At 55.4% G+C, this 22,347-nt stretch carries 15 protein-coding genes; 4 read left to right on the forward strand and 11 right to left on the reverse strand.

Features of this window, described 5'->3' with window-relative positions; translation table 11 throughout:
* Window positions 1-14 precede the first annotated feature (14 nt).
* Window positions 15-1,049 carry an alpha/beta fold hydrolase gene (locus GSQ86_RS05430; RefSeq protein WP_158748931.1) on the forward strand — a complete coding sequence of 345 codons (1,035 nt, stop codon included), beginning with the start codon at window positions 15-17 and terminating at the stop codon, window positions 1,047-1,049.
* On the opposite strand, the gene GSQ86_RS05435 is transcribed toward GSQ86_RS05430, so the two are convergent.
* Both GSQ86_RS05435 and GSQ86_RS05440 read right to left on the reverse strand, forming a co-directional pair.
* Window positions 1,046-1,552, reverse strand: a complete 507-nt coding sequence (locus GSQ86_RS05435) for a hypothetical protein (RefSeq protein WP_158748932.1) — start codon at window positions 1,550-1,552, stop codon at window positions 1,046-1,048. The two genes, GSQ86_RS05430 and GSQ86_RS05435, sit on opposite strands and share 4 nt — an antisense overlap.
* Before the next feature lie 41 nt (window positions 1,553-1,593).
* Window positions 1,594-1,998, reverse strand: coding sequence for a YtxH domain-containing protein (locus tag GSQ86_RS05440; RefSeq protein WP_158748933.1), 405 nt, complete (start codon window positions 1,996-1,998; stop codon window positions 1,594-1,596).
* A gap of 165 nt (window positions 1,999-2,163) precedes the next feature.
* Between GSQ86_RS05440 and GSQ86_RS05445 the strand changes: the two genes are divergently transcribed.
* A complete protein-coding gene (locus tag GSQ86_RS05445; protein ID WP_158748934.1) occupies window positions 2,164-3,273 on the forward strand; it encodes a BON domain-containing protein in 1,110 nt (369 codons plus the stop codon).
* Between the two features lie 617 nt (window positions 3,274-3,890).
* Here GSQ86_RS05445 and GSQ86_RS05450 read toward each other — a convergent pair.
* The 5 genes from GSQ86_RS05450 to GSQ86_RS05470 all read right to left on the reverse strand — a co-directional run bounded on the left by GSQ86_RS05450 (window position 3,891) and on the right by GSQ86_RS05470 (window position 15,045).
* The gene (locus GSQ86_RS05450; RefSeq protein WP_158748935.1) at window positions 3,891-7,355 is read right to left on the reverse strand and encodes a protease pro-enzyme activation domain-containing protein; all 3,465 of its coding nucleotides are present in this window, start codon (window positions 7,353-7,355) and stop codon (window positions 3,891-3,893) included.
* Window positions 7,356-7,695: 340 nt separating this feature from the next.
* A complete protein-coding gene (locus GSQ86_RS05455; RefSeq protein WP_158748936.1) occupies window positions 7,696-8,808 on the reverse strand; it encodes a PepSY domain-containing protein in 1,113 nt (370 codons plus the stop codon).
* A gap of 5 nt (window positions 8,809-8,813) precedes the next feature.
* On the reverse strand, window positions 8,814-9,494 hold the full coding sequence (locus tag GSQ86_RS05460) for a Fe2+-dependent dioxygenase (RefSeq protein ID WP_158748937.1): 681 nt from the start codon (window positions 9,492-9,494) through the stop codon (window positions 8,814-8,816).
* A gap of 65 nt (window positions 9,495-9,559) precedes the next feature.
* The gene (locus tag GSQ86_RS05465) at window positions 9,560-12,130 is read right to left on the reverse strand and encodes a TonB-dependent siderophore receptor (protein ID WP_158748938.1); all 2,571 of its coding nucleotides are present in this window, start codon (window positions 12,128-12,130) and stop codon (window positions 9,560-9,562) included.
* A gap of 323 nt (window positions 12,131-12,453) precedes the next feature.
* Window positions 12,454-15,045, reverse strand: coding sequence for a GH92 family glycosyl hydrolase (locus GSQ86_RS05470; protein ID WP_371720233.1), 2,592 nt, complete (start codon window positions 15,043-15,045; stop codon window positions 12,454-12,456).
* Here GSQ86_RS05470 and GSQ86_RS05475 point away from each other — a divergent pair.
* Window positions 14,991-16,535: an MFS transporter gene (locus tag GSQ86_RS05475; protein WP_216841019.1), complete on the forward strand. Its 1,545-nt coding sequence runs from the start codon at window positions 14,991-14,993 to the stop codon at window positions 16,533-16,535. The genes GSQ86_RS05470 and GSQ86_RS05475 overlap by 55 nt on opposite strands.
* Window positions 16,536-16,670: 135 nt before the next feature.
* Here the strand turns inward: GSQ86_RS05475 and GSQ86_RS05480 are convergent, their stop codons facing one another.
* Window positions 16,671-16,820 (reverse strand): hypothetical protein, encoded by a 150-nt coding sequence (locus GSQ86_RS05480; protein ID WP_158748941.1) that lies wholly within the window; start codon window positions 16,818-16,820, stop codon window positions 16,671-16,673.
* Window positions 16,821-16,959: 139 nt separating this feature from the next.
* On the opposite strand from GSQ86_RS05480, the gene GSQ86_RS05485 reads away from it, so the two are divergent.
* The gene (locus GSQ86_RS05485; protein WP_254062157.1) at window positions 16,960-18,144 is read left to right on the forward strand and encodes an AAA family ATPase; all 1,185 of its coding nucleotides are present in this window, start codon (window positions 16,960-16,962) and stop codon (window positions 18,142-18,144) included.
* A gap of 98 nt (window positions 18,145-18,242) precedes the next feature.
* On the opposite strand, the gene GSQ86_RS05490 is transcribed toward GSQ86_RS05485, so the two are convergent.
* From GSQ86_RS05490 to GSQ86_RS05500, 3 genes are read right to left on the reverse strand one after another with little or no spacing between them, the layout of a single operon-like run.
* Window positions 18,243-19,586 carry a lipopolysaccharide biosynthesis protein gene (locus GSQ86_RS05490; RefSeq protein ID WP_158748943.1) on the reverse strand — a complete coding sequence of 448 codons (1,344 nt, stop codon included), beginning with the start codon at window positions 19,584-19,586 and terminating at the stop codon, window positions 18,243-18,245.
* Window positions 19,576-21,012: an O-antigen ligase gene (locus tag GSQ86_RS05495; protein ID WP_158748944.1), complete on the reverse strand. Its 1,437-nt coding sequence runs from the start codon at window positions 21,010-21,012 to the stop codon at window positions 19,576-19,578. Before GSQ86_RS05495 ends, GSQ86_RS05490 begins: the two co-directional genes overlap by 11 nt.
* Complete coding sequence (locus tag GSQ86_RS05500; RefSeq protein WP_158748945.1) at window positions 21,009-22,229, reverse strand: glycosyltransferase; 1,221 nt, start codon at window positions 22,227-22,229, stop codon at window positions 21,009-21,011. Before GSQ86_RS05500 ends, GSQ86_RS05495 begins: the two co-directional genes overlap by 4 nt.
* Window positions 22,230-22,347: the final 118 nt, after the last annotated feature.

Raw genomic sequence — 22,347 nt, forward strand, 5'->3', positions numbered from 1 at the left:
GAATAGCAATCGAAATGCAGCGTGTGCTTATTTCTTTCGTTTTATTTTTCTTTTCAACGTTTCTTTACGCGCAGGCGATCCCAGCGCTTCAATACGCCAGCCTTGGTGACCTGAGGCTGGAGAATGGCGCCGTTATCCACGATTGCAGGATCGGTTATCGCACGCTTGGCATTCTGAACGCGGCAAAGTCCAATGCAGTCCTCGTTCCAGCGTGGTTTACGGGTGGCAGCGGTGATGTGACTATGGGCCTGGGGCCGGGGTCTTATATAGACACCTCGAAGTACTTCGTCATCGCCGTCGATCCTCTCGGCAACGGGATTTCCAGCTCTCCCTCTAACAGTGCGACCCAGCACGGTACCGACTTCCCGCAGTTCTCCATCCGCGATATGGTCGAATCCGAGTATCGGTTCGTGACCGAGACGCTGCACCTCGAACACCTGCATGCCGTCATGGGCATATCGATGGGCGGACTGCAGACCTTTCAGTGGATGGTGAGTCATCCCGATTTCATGGATGTGGCGGTTCCTATCGTTGGAACACCACAGATGAGCTCTTATGACCTGCTGCTCTGGAACACGGAACTGAAGGCGCTCGAAAGCGATCCTGCTTACAACCACGGCAAGTATACGCAGAGGCCGGCGCTGTCGCTGGTTGCGCTTATTCACAATATGAACCTGTCCACGCCGAACTTTCGCGCCAATCACACCACGCGTGAGGGCTTCCAACAATATTTCGAGCAGATCGTAACCGATGGCGACCGCTTCTTCGATGCCAATGATTACCTGCGCCAACTACAGGCGCTGATCGGGCATGACATTGCACATGGAGGACCGATCTTCGAAGCCGCGAATAAGGTGAAGGCGAAGGTGCTTATCGTGACGGCGACGCAGGATCATATGGTGAATTCCCTTCCGCCGCTGGGCTTCGCCAAGCTGATCCACGCGCAGACATTGCTGCTCGAATCAGACTGTGGGCACATGTCGCCCGGTTGTGAAACCGCCAGGATGAACCCGGTGGTGGAGCGATTTCTGGAGCAGAAGCAGAACTAAAGAACGTTGATTCCGTCGTTTCCAACGTGCGCCGGCGTTTCCTTCTTACGCAGGACTTCCAAGCCGGCGCGCAGGCCATTGAGCACACCCGATACCTGCTTGAGAGGAGTGGATATTCCGTGCTGCACAGCAGCGGTAGCCTGAGTGAGTCCATCGAGGACGGCGGTTGCCATCTCGTCGACCCGCGTTACCTGAGTTTCGGCAACGTCAGTAACATGAGACATCGTCTTGTTAAGATGCTCGGCTTGCGTGCGAATCACCTCGCTAGCGACAACCAGGTTGGACGTAGCCACCTTAATCTTGGGGGATATGTCCTCAAGCAGATTTCGCGAGTGGGATAGTGCAGGTATTAAATGCTGTTTCAGCTGGTCTGACAGGTCATGAACCTTGTTGGTGGCCTTCCTCAAGGCAATGAACATGCCGAGCAGAACGAAGGCCTGGATCAGGACGCCAACCGAGGTGAAAGCAGTAAAGATGATTAATACGATTTGCGGATTCTGCATGCTCTTGCCTCGCCGTCCGGTTGGCGTTCCTTTCGATTGGATTACAGCTGCGTCGGGTCCTGAGGGGGAATCGATTCTGTAGTCGTCTTGTACGCGGTGCGACCGGCATCCACCGCAGCAGATACACGCTCACCCTGCTCGTTGACGAACTGTTTGCCTTGGCTCACCAGGTCGTTTATCTGGGACTTCCCACGCTCTACGTATTCCTTGCCGCGATCCACATATTCGCTCACCTGGGTACGGCCGCGATCGACGTAAACGTTCACCTGATCGGCAGCTTCACGTCCGCGTTGCTTGATAAACTCTGTGCCTTCGCGCGCGCTGCTGGCCAGTTCCTCACGTGTTTCCCGGCCTGCTTTAGGGGCGTACAGTACGCCTAATAGCGCACCGAGTCCGAGACCCGCCAGAAACCAACTGAAACCACCTGACTGTTTCTCATCCGACATATCTTTTTCTCCTTCGCTGGCAAACGGATACTACCAGATATTAGAACCTTTATGGTTCTATTTCGTCATATCAGACAGTGAGATGCCGCGTTTATCCTTCGCGCTGCCACTGCGTTAGGAATGAAGCGGCAACAGGAAGAAAGATTCGGAGATAATGAAGAGGTTATGAGAACGATTCCTACCAGCACACGACTCGTGCAAGCGGCAGTACTCTCTGCTGCGCTGCTATTCGGAGCAGGCTGCAAGAAAGAAACAGCGCAACAACCGGCGCGGACAGATCAACAAATCACCGGCGATGTTCAGGCAAAAATATCGGGCGAAAGCGCTCTGAATGGACAGAATATTCAGGTCGCTGTACAGAACGGCATCGCCACTCTTTCCGGCGCGGCCAATGATGATGCCTCGCGCGCGCTGGCCGGAAATGATGCCGGCAGCGTGGATGGGGTGAAAACTGTCGTAAATAATTTGACGGTTCAGCCTCCACAGCAGGCTGCGGCTTCAGTGGCGGCTGCTCCGGCTCCCGTTCCGGAGAAGAAGCGTGAACCTGAGCGGCATAAGGAGAAGCAGGTAGCTGAAGCGACGCCTCCTCCGCCTCCCGCACCAGCGCCAGCTCCCGCCCCGGTACAGCAGGCGGCTCCGGTTCCACCGCCGCCACCTCCGCCGCCGCCGCAACCAGTAGCGAAGACGGTCACAATTCCTGCGGGCACGATCATTCCGGTGCGCATTACGGATGCGCTTAGCAGCAAGGATGCACAGGCGAACCAGACCTTCCATGCGTCACTGGCAGGCGATCTGGTTGCCGATGGCATGGTTGCCGTTTCGCACGGAGCCAATATCGTTGGCCGTATAGTGGACGCGAAAGATGCGGCTCACTTCAAGGGCAGTTCCCTGCTCTCGATTGAGCTCACTCAGATCGATACTCAGAGCCGCCAGATTCCAGTCGTGACTGAACCCTATTCCCGCGAGGGCAATGCGCGCGGCAAGAATACTGCCGTGAAGACCGGCGGTGGTGCAGCGCTTGGAGCGATCATCGGTGCGCTGGCGGGCGGCGGCAAGGGTGCCGCTATCGGCGCAGTTGCTGGAGGCGGCGCTGGAGCTGGCGTGAACGCCGTTACTCGTGGACAGCAGGTGGAGATTCAGCCGGAAACGCTGATCAACTTCAAGCTGCAGTCACCGATTACGGTGACGACCTCGCATAAGGTGGGAGCCGTTCGCTCGTTCGATGACAACAGCAACAGCAGCAGTCCGGAATTGCAGCAGCGTCCACCGCAGTAAGCCATCCCTTAACTTTGTAAATTCCTTATTTTCAAGAATTTAGCGGAGCACGATCCCGCTAAATTCTTGATTCCAGGGAATTTATGTTTCTCTAATGTTTTCAATAATTTAAGAGAGCGGCTTTGGCCGTTTTGTGGCGCAAGGAAAATTGCTCTATATCCAGAGTAGCAATTTAGGCGGTAATTCTCTGCCAAACTTCGCAGGAAATAAATCGCTTGTTTTGTTTGGTTTATAACGGATTCTTAAAGTCGGGGGGGGGCTTGACAGGGTTATCGGTTCGCCGGTGAATTTTATAGCCGGGCCTTGAAGGCCCTTCGTCTTTTTTTTGTTAATTCACCGCCGACGGTTCTAGCCCTTCGGGCCCACGCCCTGTCTTATACGCTTTCTATGAAAACCCAGGTTAACTTCGCGAACCCGGGGCACCCGCTGTGATTAAAAACCGATAGAAGAAGGCCACGATGTAACTGCCTTCGAGCTCACGCGATGCTGCGTATGATTTCCATGAAAACCCAGGTTAGCTTCGCGAACCTGGGGCACCCGGTACTCCTAATTCATTCAGTATTACTGGTACTTGGGCCGGGTAAGAAACCTGGAGTTTCTTACCCGCTTTCTCGTGCTTATTGGGTTACTGTGACGGTGACAGCTGCAGATGTCGAACCCGTGTAGTTGGTATCTCCGGCGTAGACGGCCGTGATGCTGGTACTTCCGGTTCCACCACCACCGCCGCTGCCGCCACCACCACTACTGGAGCTAGGGCTGCTGCCGCAGGCGATGACGTTCGACATCAGTAAGGCGAAGATTGCCAGGCCGAGGATCGCGCGCCAGCTGCGGCGACGCGCCGGGACGGTGAAGAGGAAGAGGCAGGCTACAGCGAGGCCGCCCGAGAGCTTCCATGAAAAGGCGCTGTGATCTACCTTGGCTACTTTCACAGAGCTGGTGATCTGGCTTGCCGGGATTTGCAGGCTGTACAAGGCTGCGACCGTACTGCCCTGACCCGATGTATTGGAGACAAAACCAGTCGCGGACGCGGTCTGCACGGTTCCCAGAACGGTGGTGCCGTTCTTGAAGGTTACCGTTCCCGTGGGGGCAAGGCCGATGCTATCGGTATTGACCTGGGCCTGCAGCGTGACGGTTGAAGAGGTCGAAGTCTGGGTGGCCTGGGCGACTGTGGTTGTCGCACCCTGCGTGAATTTGATCGCCAATCCGCTGGCCGAGCTTGACTGATAGCTCGGGTCGCCGGAATAGGCAGCGGAGATGCTATGCGATGCGACTGAAAACGACTGATTCTGGTAGTACCAGTTGTCGTAGACTGCTGCTCCGCCGTTGGCAATTGGTACGCTGATGGGATTGCCGGGCTGATTGTTGTATGTAAGATTGCCTGCCGAATCGGAGAAGCTAATGCTTCCGGTAGCAGAGGTATTTGAATTCGACGCTCCTATCGGCTGGGCGTTGATGGATGTCGCAGATCCATACGGGATCGTGGCGCCAGCGCAAGCTGGTGCAGACTGATCATAGTCATTGCAAATCGTGTTGAAGCTCTTGGGGTCATAGACATAAGCACCTAATGAAATCGAACTCTGTTCGGGCGTGATGTTGACCGCAATCGGCGTCGTGGATTTGCTGCCGGCATGGTTCACGTCGCCGCCATAGTAGGCGTAGACGTTATACGTGCCGCCGGGAAGATCACCCGTCTGTCCGCTGGCGGTACCGTTGGACAGTGTCAAAAATTCGCCGGGAAGCGCGCCGTTGTTTGTCAGACCGCTGTCATTGATGATGCTTACATCACCGTCCGGCGTACCGTTGGTGCTGGTAACAGTGGAAGAGAAGGTCAGGTTGGTTCCATGCACGACTGAATTGCCGCTGGTAAAGCCGGTAATCTGCAAGGTTGTCGTGGTGGGATAGATGCTGGCTTTGGTCCAGTTCGCGACCAGTTGCGATACATCCACGCTGCCGAGACCGCTGGCCGCGTCATAACCGGTTCCGGTGTTGTAGCCGGTCAGGAAGCCATTCGTTCCGCAATCTGTACTTCCGGATGTGCAGACTACCGAATTATTGCCGGTGGTGGTGTCGTGGAAGATCTTTGAGTAAAGTGCCGGCTGGTTCGCCAGGTTGTAAAGAACATTGTTGGCCTGCCCGAGACGGATGCCACCCTGCGACTGCGATACAAGAGCCAGCATTGCTGCGAAGGCAGGCGCTGCGGCCGATGTGCCTCCTACACCCGTAAACGTGCTGCTGCTTCCCAACTGACCATTCGTTAATTGGCAGTCGGTGTAGGTCGATCCATCGGAGGCGGGGAAAGAGACACTGTCAGCGCAGACGACCCAGGTGGCTCCGTAAGTCTCGTCGGAGGCGAAGAGGGAGACGTCGGGAACGGCACGGGTGGCTGCTGCACCGCCAAAGATCGAACTGGGCACCACTCCTCCAGCCTGGAATGGCGGCTGTGGATAGCCGGAGCCTGTCGTGCAAAAGATGTTTCCATTCGCATCTGTCGTGGAATCGGTGCAACTGCTGACGCCTCCGCCTGCACCGACGATGTTGGTGTTTCCATTGCTGTCTTTGCTAGCCGTGTTGGCGCTGAGGAGGGCATTCGTTACCGTCGAATCGTTCCAAGGTGTTTCTGGAATGTAACCCTTCGCGGTGAGATAGAAATTGGAGGCACTGTTTGTAGTATCGACGTACTGAGCGAAGCCGGTAGCGGTGCCGAGAACGTCGAAGTCGGTTCCTCCGACTGCGATGTTATAGGGTGTAGACGCAAGGCCGCTGATGGCCAAACCGTTCGTCGCCGTGGTGACGCTGTTCTCGTCGTCACAGCCTGCCGATCCGCTGTCACCCGTGGAGGCGGTGACGCTGATGCCCTGGGCGGCGGCCTGCTCCCATGCATTGAGGATCTGCTGATTGCCGCTGGTACCCTGGGCAGCTTCGCAGGCGCCGAAGCTGACGTTCAGGATGCTGACATTGTTGTCGTCAAGAGCGCGGTAGATGGCGAGAAAGAGGCCTGACTGGAAGTCTGTATCGGCAGCGGTATAGAAATTCACCTTCGCGCCGGGAGCGATGCCGCCGGAGACTTCGAGATCGAGGAGAGCCTCAATGGCGTCGCCGGTGATGCCGGGGTCGTTGCCATCGACGATGATGCTGGGCTGGTTTCCGCCGTAAGACGATGGCAGGAAGGCAGCGCGGTAGTTGGTGATGTCGGAGGGGGTGATGTTGGAATCGCCTGCGATGCCGATGGTGATGCCGGTTCCGTCATAGGTTTTGCCGCCGACCAAGGACGAGCTTGCCGACGAATAATTACCATTCAGGGTTGAGTTCGGCGTGTCATAGATGGTAGCTGCGTCTGCCGCGTCAACGAAGAGGTAATTGTTGCCGTTACTGTCGCTCAAAGTCAGGTCAGGCCTGATGTTCTTCGATTCCGGATCGTAATGCGCCTTGGTTTTGGTGATGGCGCCACGGCGGGGGCGGAAGTCGTTCAGCGGTGCGATGCCGCCGATGACCGGGGCGAGGGCGGCGGGAATCTGCGGGTCGGTCGCGTTGGCGAAGTGGGTTTCGCCGTTGATCACATATTTATGGATGGAGGTGTGGAAGGCCTGTTGAATCTGAGCGATGTTTCCGGAGAAGATGACGACGTTGTGGGCCTGCGGCACCTTATCTACGGTAAAGCCCTGGGACTGCAGCCAGGCGGCGACCGTGTTCAGGTCGGTGTCGCTGACACCGTACTGCTGACCAAACTGGACCGGGGTGAGCCATTTACGGTAATTAGCCGAGTGGGGGTTTTGCAGGTCGCCGAGGTATTGCTTCAGGCCGTTCTCCTGCGCGTCGCTGCGCTTGAGCACCAGCATGATGCGTCCGGTAGCCATGGAAGCCGGAGCCGCGCCCTGATCGTACCTGGCTTGCGCGAGCGGGTGTACGTTGTGCTGCAGTGTAACGCGGTTGTCAGGATTGATCACCTGAGTAATACGGGTGGGGACGATAGCCTGCGTGTCGTTCTGAGCAAGGGCCGAGGCAGTGAAGGCAAAAAGCCCAGCGGCGGCTAGTGCGGCCAGCCGGGAGACGACGGTGCGAGGCTTTGGATTTGTATCGAACATGGCCATCCTATAAAGGTTCGAACTGTTTGTCTGGATTGATTGTCCAGAATACCTGACGCTTGCCAATGATATTCCCGCATACAGCGAATTACATTCCCGAGCAGTATATCCGGACAGGGTGCCGCGCCTAAGTCAAATGGGTCCGGGACCCGGTGCCGCGGGCGCTCCTGGGGGTGAAGCAGGAGGATATCGGACTGGTAAACCGCTAGCATGCTGTGACTGCGCATACATGTAGACAGAAATTGGCTGGATTTGTTTCGCTGGGTGGAAAAATTCATTGTAACTGTTGCTGCTGTCCTGAGAGATCGTCGCTTCCGATGAGACGCGGGAACGCACTATATTAGGGGCGCAATCGACGCAGGCGATGGAAGGCTAACAGGAAGCCGGTGACTGAAAGCAAGATTGCTCCCGAGGCGGTAGACGTCGCCAGGGTTTCGCCCCACCAGCCGCCAGCTTCCCCAGTATGGATGAAGCGCACCCAGCTACGCCAGCGCTGACCACGGCTTAATCCGTCAAATGAAACTCGACGGAGAACACGGCCAGTGGTGGCGTCGACGAAGACCTGCTCACGCTTCTCCGGATGTCCACCTTCGCTGCGGTCTACGGTAATATTCAGCTCGCCTGCATTTGCGGGTAGCCTTAAACTGGCGCTTTGCCAGCTCTCCCCATGGCTCGTTGCCTGCGTAAAGGCTTCGTCGAGATTCCCCGGTATTGGGCTTGCTCCGTTTCCGTGGCGATGTGAATTTTCTCTGACCGCATTGCGCACCGGCATTGGGCTGCCGGCGAGCCGGAAGAGCAGCGCATTCGCCCATGGATAGGCCATGATTACGCCTGTGACCACAAGCACCGCGAGCGGCAATCCAAGCCAGAGACCGGTGACCTTGTGCCAGTTGTAATTGCGGGCACGCCCGCGGACGTCGAATCGCGGCACGGCGCCAGTGCGGAAAGTAGTCCCGGTCCAGCGCGACGGTATCCATAGAGTCGCGCCAGAAACGAGCAGAAAGAGAAACAAGAGAGTGACGGCGCCTTTGACGGCGGTTGCGACAGCGTGATGTGCCTCGCTTAATCCGAACCAGCGATGCAGCGCAGTTACTTGTAGAAAGAAAGCGCGGGCGCGTGGAGACATCGGCCCCTGCACTGCGCCTGAAAATGCATCTGCGAAAAATACTTCGCGATTTGCTGTCTGCAGTTCAACTGGCGACACCGGATCGGGATGGACGGTGATCATTTCAACGCGAGCATGAGCAGCCGATTCGGTTTCTGAGATCAACTTAGCGAGCGGCATGCGGACGGCATCTGCGGAAGCCGGGGCGGCTTTGTAATTTTGCTTGTCGATTGCGTTCAGTATCGGCCGTTCATAGGCGATCAATATGCCTGTAATGGAAAAGTAGACGACCAGGATGCCAATCAGAACCCCAGTGCAAAGGTGCATCCAGAAGAGTATTCGCCGCACGCCTTCTACACCTCTGCCCACTGGCGCAGAAGATTATGGTAGATACCTGTCAGCTGCACGGCGACGGCGCTGGTGGGCATATCGCGGTTTACAGTCTGCGTGGCATTATCGAGATCGAAGAGTAGGGTACGCTGCGCGTCGCTGCGAATCATGCTCTGAATCCAGAAGAAGGAACTTACGCGGCGACCGCGAGTGATTGACTCGACACGGTGCAGGCTGGAAGAGGGATAGAGCACCATGTGGCCCAGCGGCAGCTTGACCGTGTGCACGCCGTAGGTATCCTCAATGACTAGCTCTCCGCCATCATAGTCCTCGGGAGGCGTAAGGAAGAGGGTGGCCGAGAGATCGCTGCGCACGCGGTGCGAACTTCCTTTTACGTGCCGGATTGCATTGTCGACATGAATGCCGAATCTCTGGCCGGTACTGTAACTGTTAAAGAGCGGTGGAAAGACTTTCATAGGTAGCGCGGCGGAAATAAAAAGAGGATTCTGTCCCAGCGCCTGCAGAATCATGTCGCCCAAACGCTGAGCCACCGGACTATCTTCCGGCAGCTGCATGTTGTCTTTGGCGAGCGCCGATTGGTGGCCCGCGGTCACGCGTCCGTCCACCCAGTCGGCTTCGGCGAGCAACTGCCGTGCCTGTGCGACCTGTGTCGCGTCGAGAACGTTTGGAATTGTAATCAACATCGTTTCGTATACCTTTCAACAGGGACAGCCGCCGCGATGCAGCGCCGTCCCTCATCGACAACCAGCTAGAATTTGAAGTTAAGCCCGAAGAGTCCTGATGTTCCGGCGCCCGGCACGATATGTGCCGGATGGATCTCGTCGATGTAGTTGCGATTGGCTAGGTTGAAAACGTTCGCCTGCAACGATACGTGCTCACCGAGCGAATAGCTGCCCATCGCGTTGAATATCCAGTAGCTGGGTACTTGCTTAATCAGTCCAGTGGTGGGATCGAGGGGCGCGGTCGAGCTCGCGGTGCGGCTATCGACAAAATTGCCGCCCAGCCCCATCACCCAGCGGCTTGTCGGCTGATAGGTTGTCCACAGGTTGAACAGATTATCGGGAACATTGGCGAGCTTATAGCCAACCGATTGCGGATAATACTGCGAGTCCACCACCTCACTGTGCATGTAGGTATAGCTGGAGAGCACGCGCCACTGACTGTTGATGCGGCCAGTTACGGCGAGCTCGGCTCCATCTACGCGTTGTGTTCCAGCAAGGACATACAAGAGCGAGTTCGTTGGCGATGCCTCGCGTGCGTTGTCCTTCGTCGTGCGGAAAAGATCTGCGCGCAGCGATAAGCGCGATTGATTGAAGTCCCACTTTGTGCCGGCTTCGTAGGAACGGTTGAACTCGGGCGCCAGATTCGCGGTTCCGGTGCCGGCAGGGCCGACGGTGAGCGAAAGCGTTTCCGCCGAAGGATTCCACGAGGTGCCGTAGTCGAAGTAAATGCTGCCGTTCTCGCGCGGCTTGTAGACAACGGCTCCGCGCCAGCTCGGCTTGCGGTCCAGCCGCGAGGGATAGGTAATGGTGGGAGCGCCCTGTATGACGGGGCCGTCGGCTCCGGCCTGCTTGGGAGTGGGATACGAGATGCTCTTTTCATCTGTATTGAAACGGTCAAAGCGTGCGCCGCCGGTCAGCTCCCAATGCTGCCCGAGCTGCATCGTCTCCAACAGATAAATTCCGTAACTTGTGGAGGTGGCATGCACATCGCTGGATGGCGCTGCCGTACCGGCGAAGGATTGGTCTTCATCCGGACGCAACAGGTTAGCTGTAGGAACCGTGTTGATCGTCTGTCCGGCAGCGTTCACATAATTAAAGGTTGGACGTCTCGGATCGGAGGTTTCGCGGCCGCCTTCCGCCCCAATCACAGCGACATGCTTCATTCCGAAGGTGGTTGCGTGGATGGTAGCGTCAAGTTGATCCCACAAAAAGCTCTCGTTACTGTAGACCGCAATTTGATTGCGGTTCACGCTTACCTGGTCCGGCGGCGTCGTTGGTGTAATCGATCCAGAGGTCGCATTATTCACCTGTGGTTCGGTAATACGGGCGTGGCGTTCGCTGTTGGCATAGCGAATGCTGTTTCGCAATGTAGCCCAGCCATCGATATCGTGCTCGGCCTTGATGGTTCCCATGTTGACGTCAGTGTCGAGAAAATTGCCATCGCGGAAGCCATAATAGTTGTGCCTCGGAACCTGCGCCGGATGGTTGAAATACCAGGGGATACCATAGTCAGGAATATCGTTCTCATTGAAATGGAAGTAACTGGCTCGCAGCCGATTCGATGTTCCCAGACCCAGCGCAAATTCAGGAGCAATTCCGAAACGCTTATTCTCGGTTACATCGCGCTCGGCTACGTTAGAGTCGTGTGCCATCACGTTCAGGCGCAGAGCGGCTCCCTTGCCCAGCTTCGGCAGAGGCTCATTGATATCGGCCGTAAAGCGGCGTGTTATGTCTGTGCCGAGATCGCCCTCGGCAACAATGAACGGGTGCAGTTCCGGTGATTTGGACTCCTGATTGATCACGCCGCCGGTTGAACCGCGGCCGAAGGTCACGGAAGATGGCCCCTCCAGCACTTCTACAGATTCATAATTAAATGGATCACGGTAATAAGAGCCAAAATCCCGCATGCCATCCAAGAAAATATCGTTGCGTGCCGTGAATCCGCGCAGAGTTAGATTGTCTCCCTGTGAGCCACCTTCGCCTGCTGCCAGGCTTATGCCCGGCGCATTGCGCAAGGCGTCGCGCAGCGTTGTCGCACCCTGATCCTGCATTGTCTGTTTCGAGATAACGGAGATGGATTGCGGCGTATCGAGCAGTGGCATGGGATAGCGATCCAGCTCAATCTGCGGGGGCGCATTCTGTGCAGTAACTACGACATCTTCGTTATTTCTTAAGGCTATCGTGATGCTTCCATTTCCTCCACCGATCGAGGACAGTCCTGTTCCGGTGAGAATCAGGGTCATTGCCTGGCTATCGCTGTAAAGGCCGCTTACTCCCGGCGACCGGAAGCCGGCAACCGTTTCCGGTGGAATGGCAAGCGTGACCGACAATCCTGTGACCCGCTCGTATGCGGCAACGGCTACATCCAAAGAGCCCGCCGGGATATTGAAGCGGCGCACTGTGAGGTTTTTTTCTGTCGCCTGTTTCGGGTCCGCGGGCAGCGCGGGGCTGTTCTGTTGAGGAGCAGGTCGGGCAAAGGCAACAGCCGCATATGCAGTGACCGTTCCCAACGCGAGCCAACGGCTGGCTGAACGGCTGCGGCGTCGACGGCGCAAGCCGGCATCGCGTGTTTGAAAATGACTCTTTGGATGGTCCATCGCGAGATCTCCATCTGCCAGCTGTTGTCATCGCGCAGACATGGGCTGCGGAAGCTGCTGACAATGTTGAAGGCGGAGCCGCGAAAACCTATAGTAATAGGCATCTGCAGTCCACTAGGCCTGTAGTAAGCGCCAGCCTCGCAACTCCGCCAAGAGTCACAAGCGAGGTCTGGCGCAAAATATAACAACCTAAATCGCCTCGTGCGTGACAGCTCGATATGCGATTGTTTCGGTCCTATATCAATCTACGACCAAAATTGTCGGATTACAAGACCAGTACGTGGATTTCTTGTAGCGATTAATAACCTGTGGGCTCTGGACGACTATTCCGATGGATTCGACATGGATGGAGGAGCATCTTCGGGCGCACTTCCCCATTCGAGGTTTGGTTTATCGGTCATTTCGAGGATCAGAGTGCCGCCATTCGAGATATCTGCATGCTCAAACCATGCTTTTTTGAGCGTTTTTCCGTTTAATTGAGCCGATTGGATGTACTTATTGCGATCAGATACGTGATTTGCGATCACATTAAAGGTCTTTCCATTGCCCAAGCGAATGACGCTTTTAGCAAAGATGGGGCTTCCAATCTCATATTCCGGGCTGCCAGGGCAAACCGGATAGAAACCGAGGGCGCTGAGAACATACCAGGATGAAGTTGCGCCGCCGTCATCATCACCCGGAATGCCGAGCGGCCCGTCACCGTACCAGATGTCCATCAGCTGCCGCACGCGTCGCTGCGTCTTCCACGGCTGACCGGAGAAGTCATATAGATAAGGAATGTGGAAGCTTGGCTCGTTGCCTTGCGCGTAGAGGCCGACAAGTCCGGTTGCATCCGGGAACTGGTCGAGGAAGTGGAACTTGGAAGTTCCGTATTGCTCTACAAAAAGCTGATCAAGCTTCTTGTTAAACGAATCGCGGCCTCCCATCAATTGAATCAGGCCTGCAACGTCATGCTGCACATTGAAGGTGTAAATCCATGAGTCCACCTCGGTGAAATAGGCACGAGCGCCTTGTCCTCCGCCGAGCTTCGGGTCGAAGTCTGCGACCCACTGGCCGTCCGCACTCTTCGGGGCCATAAATCCAATGTCGCGGTTGAAGACGACTTGGTAATTGTGGGCCAGCCTGGTGAAATACGCCTCGTCGGACTGTTTGCCGAGCGCCTTTGCGAGCTGGGCCACGCACCAATCGTCATAGGCGTTCTCGAGAGTGACAGAAACGGCTTGCCGCCGCTCGCCCGTCACCTGCGGCTCGGTTTCAGCTTCGTCCTTTGCCAAGGCGGGGAAAAATCCCTTCTCGAAATATGTCTTGTCGAGGCTTGTCAGCGGACCGCGTCGCCATGGCAGCATGGTGGCCTCGGTCGCGTTCTTTCGCATTGCGGCGTAAGCAAGGTTGAGATCGAAGTCGCGATATCCTTTTGCGTAAGCGTCGGCAATCAGCGAGGCGGCGTGATGGCCGATCATGACCTCCTGATCGCCGGCGACGGAAGGAAAGGAAGGCAGCCAGCCGCTCTGCTCATACATGCGCAGATAGGAGCGGATCATATCCTGCTGCTGGTTTGCATCGAGAAGCATCTGTAGAGGATGCAGAGAACGGTACGTGTCCCAAAGACCATCATCGATATAGAAATCGTGACCCTCGGCGTTGTGGACGGCATGATCGTATCCGCTGAAGTATTTGCCGTCTTCGGTGATGTCCGTCATGCGCCCAAGAGAGCGGTAAAGGGCGGTGTAGAAGATGGTGCGCTGCTTTTCACTTCCGCCCTGTACGTCCACGGCGCCGAGGGCCTTGTTCCATACTGAGCGGGTGTCGGCTTTGACTTGATCGAAGTTCCATCCTGGAATCTCGCGCTGGAGGTTGCGATGGGCCTGCTCCATGCTGATGTAGGAAATACCGATGCGAACTTCAATTTTTTCGCCTGATTTTGTATTCGTATCGGTTACAAATCCCAGATCGTCTCCGGAGCGCTTTGCTACGCTGGCAAGATCGCTTCCCTGCCAGGTCGAATAAGAAGCAAAAGGCCGGGAGAACTCTGCGTAGAAATATTCCCTCGTTTCACCGGCATTCCCTGAGAGTTCACCGACGGGGCCGACGATCTTCTCGCTGCCCTCGACTGCGTTGTTGCCGATGACATTAAGTTCGGCGTGATCTTTCATGCTCAGAACCAGGTGAGCATGATCGGTTGCAGGGAATGTGAAGCGGTAAAAGGCGGCCTGCCGGATGGCCGTCAGTTCGGCCGTGATGTTCCAACTTTGAAGATCAGCGGCATAGTAATACGGAGTCGAGGTTTCAAAGTCATGATCGAAATCAGAGGCATAATCTTCTGGATGAACGCTCTTGTCTCCAACAGATGCCATCAGCATTGCCGCACCCGCGGGAAAACCATAGATTTTATCGGCGAGATAGCGGTCGGTGATGCCGGGTGTGGTGACCGGAGCGAGTCTGGCCATGCCGTGCGGATATTGAACGTAGGGGATAGTAGCGGTCAGCAGTTGGCCAATGCCTCCTATATTCGGAGAGACAAAATCCACGGGTTCTTTCGTGTGCTGCGCTTTCAGGTATGAACCGCAGAGGAGAACCATCGCCAAAACGAGAAATCTATGCACATGTTTCATGGTTCGTATCATACTTTCCATTTCAGTTTTTCCTGAGTGATCGCTGGTGGGCTGGCGACGCAGGTGGAATATCTTCACGGGTGTTGCCTCCGAGATCCTGACACGGCAAGCGTCATTGCATGTTCGAAAATATCGTCGATATAGGCGTCTGACAATAGTGCTTCGGCTGACGAAAGAGCTTGTTGACGCGTAATTCATCCCCCGGGTATTTGAAGACACAGTAGAGTCTTGGTATGAGCTGCGCGCCCATGCCGTGCAAAGAAGTCTCTTTTCACCCGACGGGGACGACGAGTGTGGAACCATCTCGCGCAAAGTGGGTGCTTGCTGCGACCGTTCTCGGATCGAGCATGGAGTTCATTGATGGAACAGTCGTGAATGTGGCTCTCCCGAGCCTTCAGAGGTCGTTCGGCGCGACCGGAACACAAGTGCAGTGGGTTGTGGAGGCCTATGCGCTCTTTCTCTCCTCCTTGCTATTGGTTGGTGGTTCCCTCGGAGACCGCTTCGGGCTGAGGAAAACCTTCCTCACAGGTGTCGCCATCTTTGCAGCTGCTTCGATATGGTGCGGAGTATCGCCGAGCGTTTCTCAGCTCGTGGTTTCCCGTTGCCTGCAGGGGGTTGGCGGTGCGTTGCTTGTGCCGAATAGCCTCGCACTGTTGAGCGCCAACTTTACTGGCGCAGAACGTGGGCGCGCGATAGGAGCATGGTCGGGATTCGCATCAATGATGACGGCTCTTGGACCTATCGTCGGCGGATGGATGGTGCAGCATGGCTCGTGGCGATGGGTATTTTTTCTAAATGCTCCCCTTGCTTTGACGACGATCTGGATCACACTCAGCAAAATTCCAGGTTTGCCATCGCCGCCGCCCCAGAAAAGTGGAATAGATATAAAAGGCGCTGCATTAGCAACTGCGGGCCTGAGTGGATTGACATTCTCCCTAATGGAGTGGTCTACGGGGCACATAACCGTACGTCTTCTGGGCCTTCTAGGTATCGCGCTATTAGTGGCTTTCGTTTTTGTCGAACGTAGAGCTATTTCGCCCATGATGCCAGTGGAACTTTTTCGCAGCCGCACCTTCAGTGGTGCGAATCTCCTTACCTTCTTTCTATACGCCGCGCTTGCAGGAACGCTGTTCTATCTTCCAATGAACCTGATTCAGGTGCAGGGCTATACACCTACGCAGGCGGGAGCCGCTATGTTTCCGCTTGTTCTAATCATGTTCCTGCTGTCGCGATGGGCGGGAGGGCTACTCGGGCGCTACGGAGCGCGAAGGCCGCTGATCGTCGGCCCGCTTATCACGGCTGCCGGATACGCCTTATTGGCCAGGCCGGGCGTTGGTGGATCGTATTGGATAACGTATTTTCCGGCCATGATCATGCTCGGCCTCGGTATGACCATTAGCGTCGCGCCCCTAACCACAGTAGTCATGAGCGCTGTTCCTCAAGGGAAAACAGGCGCTGCATCAGGGGTCAACAATGCAGTATCGCAAACGGCAGCGCTGCTCGCTCTGGCCATCAGCGCGCCCCTGTTTCTTCAACGATTCTCTATGGAGCTTACGCAACAACTCAGCATAGCTGCGGTAGCGCCAGCAGTTGTCGAGCAGGTTCAGCAACAGAAGCGGCGCCTCGGAGCGATTCAGACCGAAGATACGAAGGCAAAGTTCGCAGTTGATGAAGCCTTTGTTGGGGGATTTCGTTTGATAGCGCTACTTGCGAGCGCCGCGGCTGTGTCCGCTGGCATCACTGCCGCATTTACCCTTCGCCAGATTGAACCTGACGATGGTCGACCAGTATGAAAATGCCTGCACTCACCGACTAGCGGTGGCCAGATTGATCCGAATCTCCGCAGGATTGACCAATTCTTTGGGTACCAAAGAAGCTTCGCAGGTTTCACTGGGCTGCTGCTCGTGGCTCTCGGGGATTTGGCGAGTCTATGCGACCTTGCCGACGCCCCATGCCTTCGCCAAGGCAAGCACTGGATCCAAATTTTCTTCTGCGGTTTTGCTCGGCTTATCTTGCCGGTCCGTTTGAAGACGCACTTGCTGCGGGCCCACATAAATCGGCTGCTGTTTTTCTGCCATTATCTTTTGACCTTTAATAATCGGTTGATGCTGGTTCCATTCACGCTCGACATTGGGATGAGTCGCTGTACGTTTAAGGTTGTGCGCTGATCAGATAAGTCGGGCGCCCGGTCGGAATCACGAGCAGCGCAGCCACGTTATGCTGTATCTCATGATCCGCACTGTCGCTGTCCAAGGCTACCGATCACTGCGCGATTTATTGCTGCCGCTCGGACAGCTGAGCGTGATCACCGGTGCGAATGGAAGCGGAAAGTCCAGTGTTTATCGCTCATTGCGGCTGCTGGCCGACGCTGCGCTGAATTCGGTCGTGGCTTCGCTGGCCCGCGAAGGCGGCCTCCAGTCGACCTTCTGGGCTGGCCCGGAGACTATCGCGCGGGGCGTTCGTCAGGGAACTTATGCGGTGGAACCTCTCGCAAACCGAAAGGTTGCGAGTCTTAAACTCGGCTTTGGCGGCGACACCTACGGGTACAGCATTGACCTGGGCTACCCTCCGCCGCCTCCACCGGCGACAATGTTTGAGCTCGATCCACATGTGAAGCGTGAGTGCATCTGGCATGGGCCGGTCTACAGGAAAGCTTCGGCTCTCGTAGATCGCAGAAACAACTTCGTCTGGCTCGCCACGACGCGCGATGAGGAACCGGTGATGCTGACGCAGCACCTATCTGACACTGACAGTATGCTTGCCAGCGTGGCCGACCCGCAGCGGGCTCCGGAGATGGTGGCAGTTCGCGAAGCTGTTCGTGGCTGGCGCTTCTATGATCATTTCCGTACCGATTCTGACTCGCCTGCGCGTGCTGCTCAGATCGGCACTTTTACCCCTGTACTCCACCATGACGGCAGCAATCTCGCAGCAGCCCTTCAGACGATTCTCGAGATTCGATCAGACGAAGCACTCGCTACGACTCTTGAAGACGCCTTCCCAGGCAGCCAGCTTTCAGTGGAAGTGCAAAATGGACGTTTCGAACTGCAGTTGAGGCAACACGGATTGCTTCGGCCGCTTTCCGCAGCCGAGTTGTCGGATGGAACGCTGAGGTACCTTCTATGGGTTGCTGCCCTGCTGACTCCGCGCCCGCCAGAACTCATGGTGCTGAACGAGCCGGAAACCAGCCTGCATCCGGACCTTCTTCCGGCACTCGCGAGGCTGATCCTCGCCGCAGCGAATAACACGCAGATCATTGTGGTTTCGCATGCGCCGCTGCTCATCGAGGAACTGATGACCGCGCCTCTTTGCACTCGCCTCCATCTGCTGAAGGATTTTGGAGAAACGAAGCTGGAGGGCTCGACTCTATTCAACACACCGAAATGGAATTGGCCTGCCCGGTAGGATCTTCGCCGATGACGTTATCCTCGTTCGCCTTCACGCCGTCCAATGCTGCACGAGATTCGGTGTTCAGGCTTTCTTTAGAGGCTACGACGATCGACTTATACCCCGGCGGTCTGGGCTGCGCGACGACGAAGGGCAGCTAGTAGATTATTTCTTAAGCGACCGCCGAACGCCTGCAATTCATCCATCCGTGGGGTCAACCCTGGCGCCGGCAAACCAAGCACAAATCGGAAACTGCAGAGCGCAAGTATCAAACGAACCAGAGCAGCGGTGAGGAGAGCAAAGCTCGCACCCAGAACACCCCATCTTGGAACAAGGAGCAGGAGCAGCGGGAGAGAGAGAATAAGCCCGCTCGACTGGAGTATCGTAACGAGTCCCGGCCTTCCAAGCGCCATGTAAGCTCGGGTCAAGACGAGAGTCGCACCCGTCAAAATAACCTCTGCTATCAGAATATTCAGGATTGCTGTCGCGCCACGGTATTCGCGACCGTACAGCAATGAGAGCAGAATAGGTCCGAGCGCGGCCACAGCCACGCCGCAAATCGCAGTGAGAAGCGTGCTGATACGTATCGCGCGTCCGGTCATTGCGATCAGTTCTTTCGGCTGTAGTGAGACTGCCTTTGGAAATAATACCGAGGCGACAGCCTGATGGATCACGTTCAATGTTCTGGATAAACTCAGAGCGACAACGTATGTACCCATCGCGTCCGGATTAAGTAGATGGACGACGATTGCCTGGTCAGCGTACAGAGATAGTGTTCCGCAAATATCCACCCCATACGAACGGGCTCCGTAGTTGAGCAGCTTACCAGCCGCGTCAATGATATGGACGGGCGGGTTCCGAAAATTATGGCGCAAACGGAAAAGAAGAAATATGCAGGACGGAATGCCGCTAACTATGTAGGCACAAGCAGCGCTGACAGGAGTCAGAATGTGGGTAAGCTGTAAGGCGATCAGCCCAACAAAAGCCAGCAACGGCGACATGCAAAGGGCGAGGCTCGACGCAAAAAAATCATTCTCTGCTTCACATGCTGCGCGCGCATTGGCGATCAACAGAACGATGAAAGCGTTGAACATGAACAACCGCGCGATTTGCACGATATGAGGAGAGTATTGGGAAAGCCAAAACGGAATGCCAATCATGCCCGTGAGCATGGCCAGCGCTCCCAGAAGAATGGTCAGCGGCAAGGATGCCCACAGAAGATTTGTTTTGTTTTGTGGCTCAGCCCGACTCCAAAAAATCAAAGAGCTTGGAAGTCCAAAAGTCATCAGGCTGCCCAGAAAATTTGGCCACACTCCGAGCGCGGCGAGTTCGCCACGACCGGCAGGGTGCAGCGCACGAGCGGTAATGATTCCTGTTCCCGCGTTGATGAGAACAAAGAGGATTCGGCCGCCCGCGGATTGCATCACAGCGGCCAAGCCGCTCGATGGCTTAGTTGCCATCGCTGCCTGCTTTCGGAAGCACACCTGCGTTCTCAAGCGGCGTCATCGCGATCGCTCCGAACATCCAAATGATGCTTCCTGTCACCCCTAACATGACGCTGCCAAGAAGCAGCTGTGAGATCAATCCGATGCTGATGCAAGCCGCGATCACTTCTGTTGTCGCGCGTTCAGCCCCGGAGCGCCACCCATTCCAGGCCAATAAACCAAGCGCAGCGAGATAAACAGCTCCGCCAACCCACCCCAACGACAAGGCTATCTCCCAAAACCCGCTATCTCGGGTGCCTAGCGCGGTCTTTCCTGCAAAATTAGCCTCCATCGTTCCCAGTCCAGTACCAAAGGGTTCTTGGCTAGCATAAGTAATCATCTGCTCGTGGCCGCTCTGGCGGTCCTGATAGCTAGTGTCGTCCTTCATATCGGTAAAGGATGAAAAACGGTTCTGCACGTTTTCCCGGATTGGCTCGATTACCATGGCACAGCTAATACACACCAACATAAGCGCAGCAGCCACGCTCAGCCGAGTTATATATTTCTTCTCGCGAAAGGCCAGCAGGATAAGCGCGAGTATGATTGCCGCCCATGCTGACCGAACAGAAGAAAGCAGGAGCGTCGCACACCCGGCGGCTCCCGCAAGCATGACCAGCACGCCTCGCTGGCTCAATAACAACATAAGGCCAGCAACCAAAGTGAACGCAAGCGCGCCCGGTCCATTCATGGTACTGAACACCCGTATGCCGAAAGGCTCGGGGTTGCCGATTGAACTCATCTTCGACTCAACCATCCAGAGGACGTCCCAACGAGGAGCTAGAAAGTATTGGATAACTCCGTAGACCCCCATCATGAGAACACCCCAGCAAAATGTGGATCGTAGCGATTGCAAGAGTGCTTCCCGACGATCCGCATCTCTGAATTCAGAAAAGACGAAAAAACCGAACACGATTGGTGTGAACCATCCAAGAGAAGACATCAGGAGAATCTTCTTCGGAATGCAAAGAAACCCGACACCTAACCCATAGAGCACACTCGCAAATGCGAGAACAAATGGAAAACTGGAAGGCAGCTTCCAAATGTCGCGCCGTTGAAATATGACGGGTAAACATACAAGAGATGCAAGAAACGGCGCGGCTACAATCGGATTACCTTCCGCGAAGCCGCTCCGATAGTCGACAAGGCGGCGAAGAAAACAGGCCAAAAACCAGAGCCACCAGATAAAACTGACATATGTAACCGGCGCTCTGCGATAGAGCATGTATGCGATTCCTGTGGCCAATACAGGAATCAGATAACGGCCCAGCGTTCCACCCAGCAGCACCAGCACCAACGTCAACACTGTGAAACCACCAATAAGAAAGCGGGGCTGAAACGCAGCAGTATCGAGTTCATCGTGAGGGAGCGGCACGTTGTCGAGCGTACTGTCGCTTATACTCATTCGCTTACTCTTGCCCCCATTTCAATGTCGTCATTGACAATTTCTAATGGCTTCGACAGGTGGGCAGATGTAACCTTTCTATACTGACTGCACCATTGCGCGATATAGCGCTCCTTCGAAAAGATATGTTTCACGTTGCGGATGGCAACCTCTCCATATCGCTCGCGCAGCGAAGGGTCCATCGCCAACCGGATCATCGTGTTCACGAGAGCTTTATGATCACCCACCGGCAGGATCTCCCCGTCCACGCGATGATGGACTATTTCTGCAGGACCGCCGCAATCTGTTGCTATGACGGCTTTGCCCAGCATCATTGCCTCAATGAGTACGAGTGCAAATGGTTCCACCTCTGAATTGAGAACAAACAAATCCATCGTTTGTATGAGTGCCGGAACATCTGACCTCTGTCCCAGGAACCGTACGGACTTACCTAACTGTAACTTTGCAACCTCCTGCTCTAACCTTTGCAAATATTCATGATCCTTGTTGAAAAGAGATGCGCCAATGATTAGTAGAACGGCTTCGGGGACAGTTGAACGCACGTCTGCAAAAGCGCGGATCAACCCAAGTTGTCCTTTTCGAGGAGAGACCTGGCCCACCATGCCAATTACAAAAGATTTGGGTACGATCACTAATTCTTTTCGCTTTTCGTCGCGTAGTTCTGGACTGCGATGGAATCTGGTCATATCGATGCCGTTGTGGATAACGACAACGTGGCGACCTCGTGAAGTAAAAGGTCGCAAAGTATATGCAGCCGCTTTGCTGCAGGCTACTATATGAACCCGTCGTGACGAATGTGCAAGCAAGCGAATAAGCGTCGTCAGAGGATGCGACGGGAGAATATCGTGAGAATGCCAGATCACTGGTACACGTGTACCAATTGTCGCAACTGTGGCGACGATGCCTGCGCGAACAGTATTTGCCTGAACAATGTCGGGGGATAGCGCCTTAACTTTTTTCCTGAAGGCGTACAACACGCCGGCGATGGAAAGCAAGTAATTCAAGAACAATAAAGGATTGTAAGTAAACCGTGCCCGGATCTGATTACATGTGATTACTGGAACTCCTAAATCCGCGGCGTCATTCCGCAGCGTACCTTCCGCTGGGCAAACCAATATCAACTCAAAAGACCCACGTGGCAAATTGGCTAGAGACAAAAGAAGCATCTTCTCTGCTCCGCTGACAATTCCCGTGTGGTTGTAAAACAAGGTTCGCATTATGCTTAGTCCCGCCTCGACAACGTTGTTTATAGATTGACTGCGGCGCTGGCTATGTTGCTTCAGCTGCCTTCTGCAAGACACAGAGCGGCACCTGGAGGCAGTGCTTTCTCCGAAT

The organism is Acidobacterium sp. S8, assembly GCF_009765985.1.
GTDB lineage: Bacteria > Acidobacteriota > Terriglobia > Terriglobales > Acidobacteriaceae > Alloacidobacterium.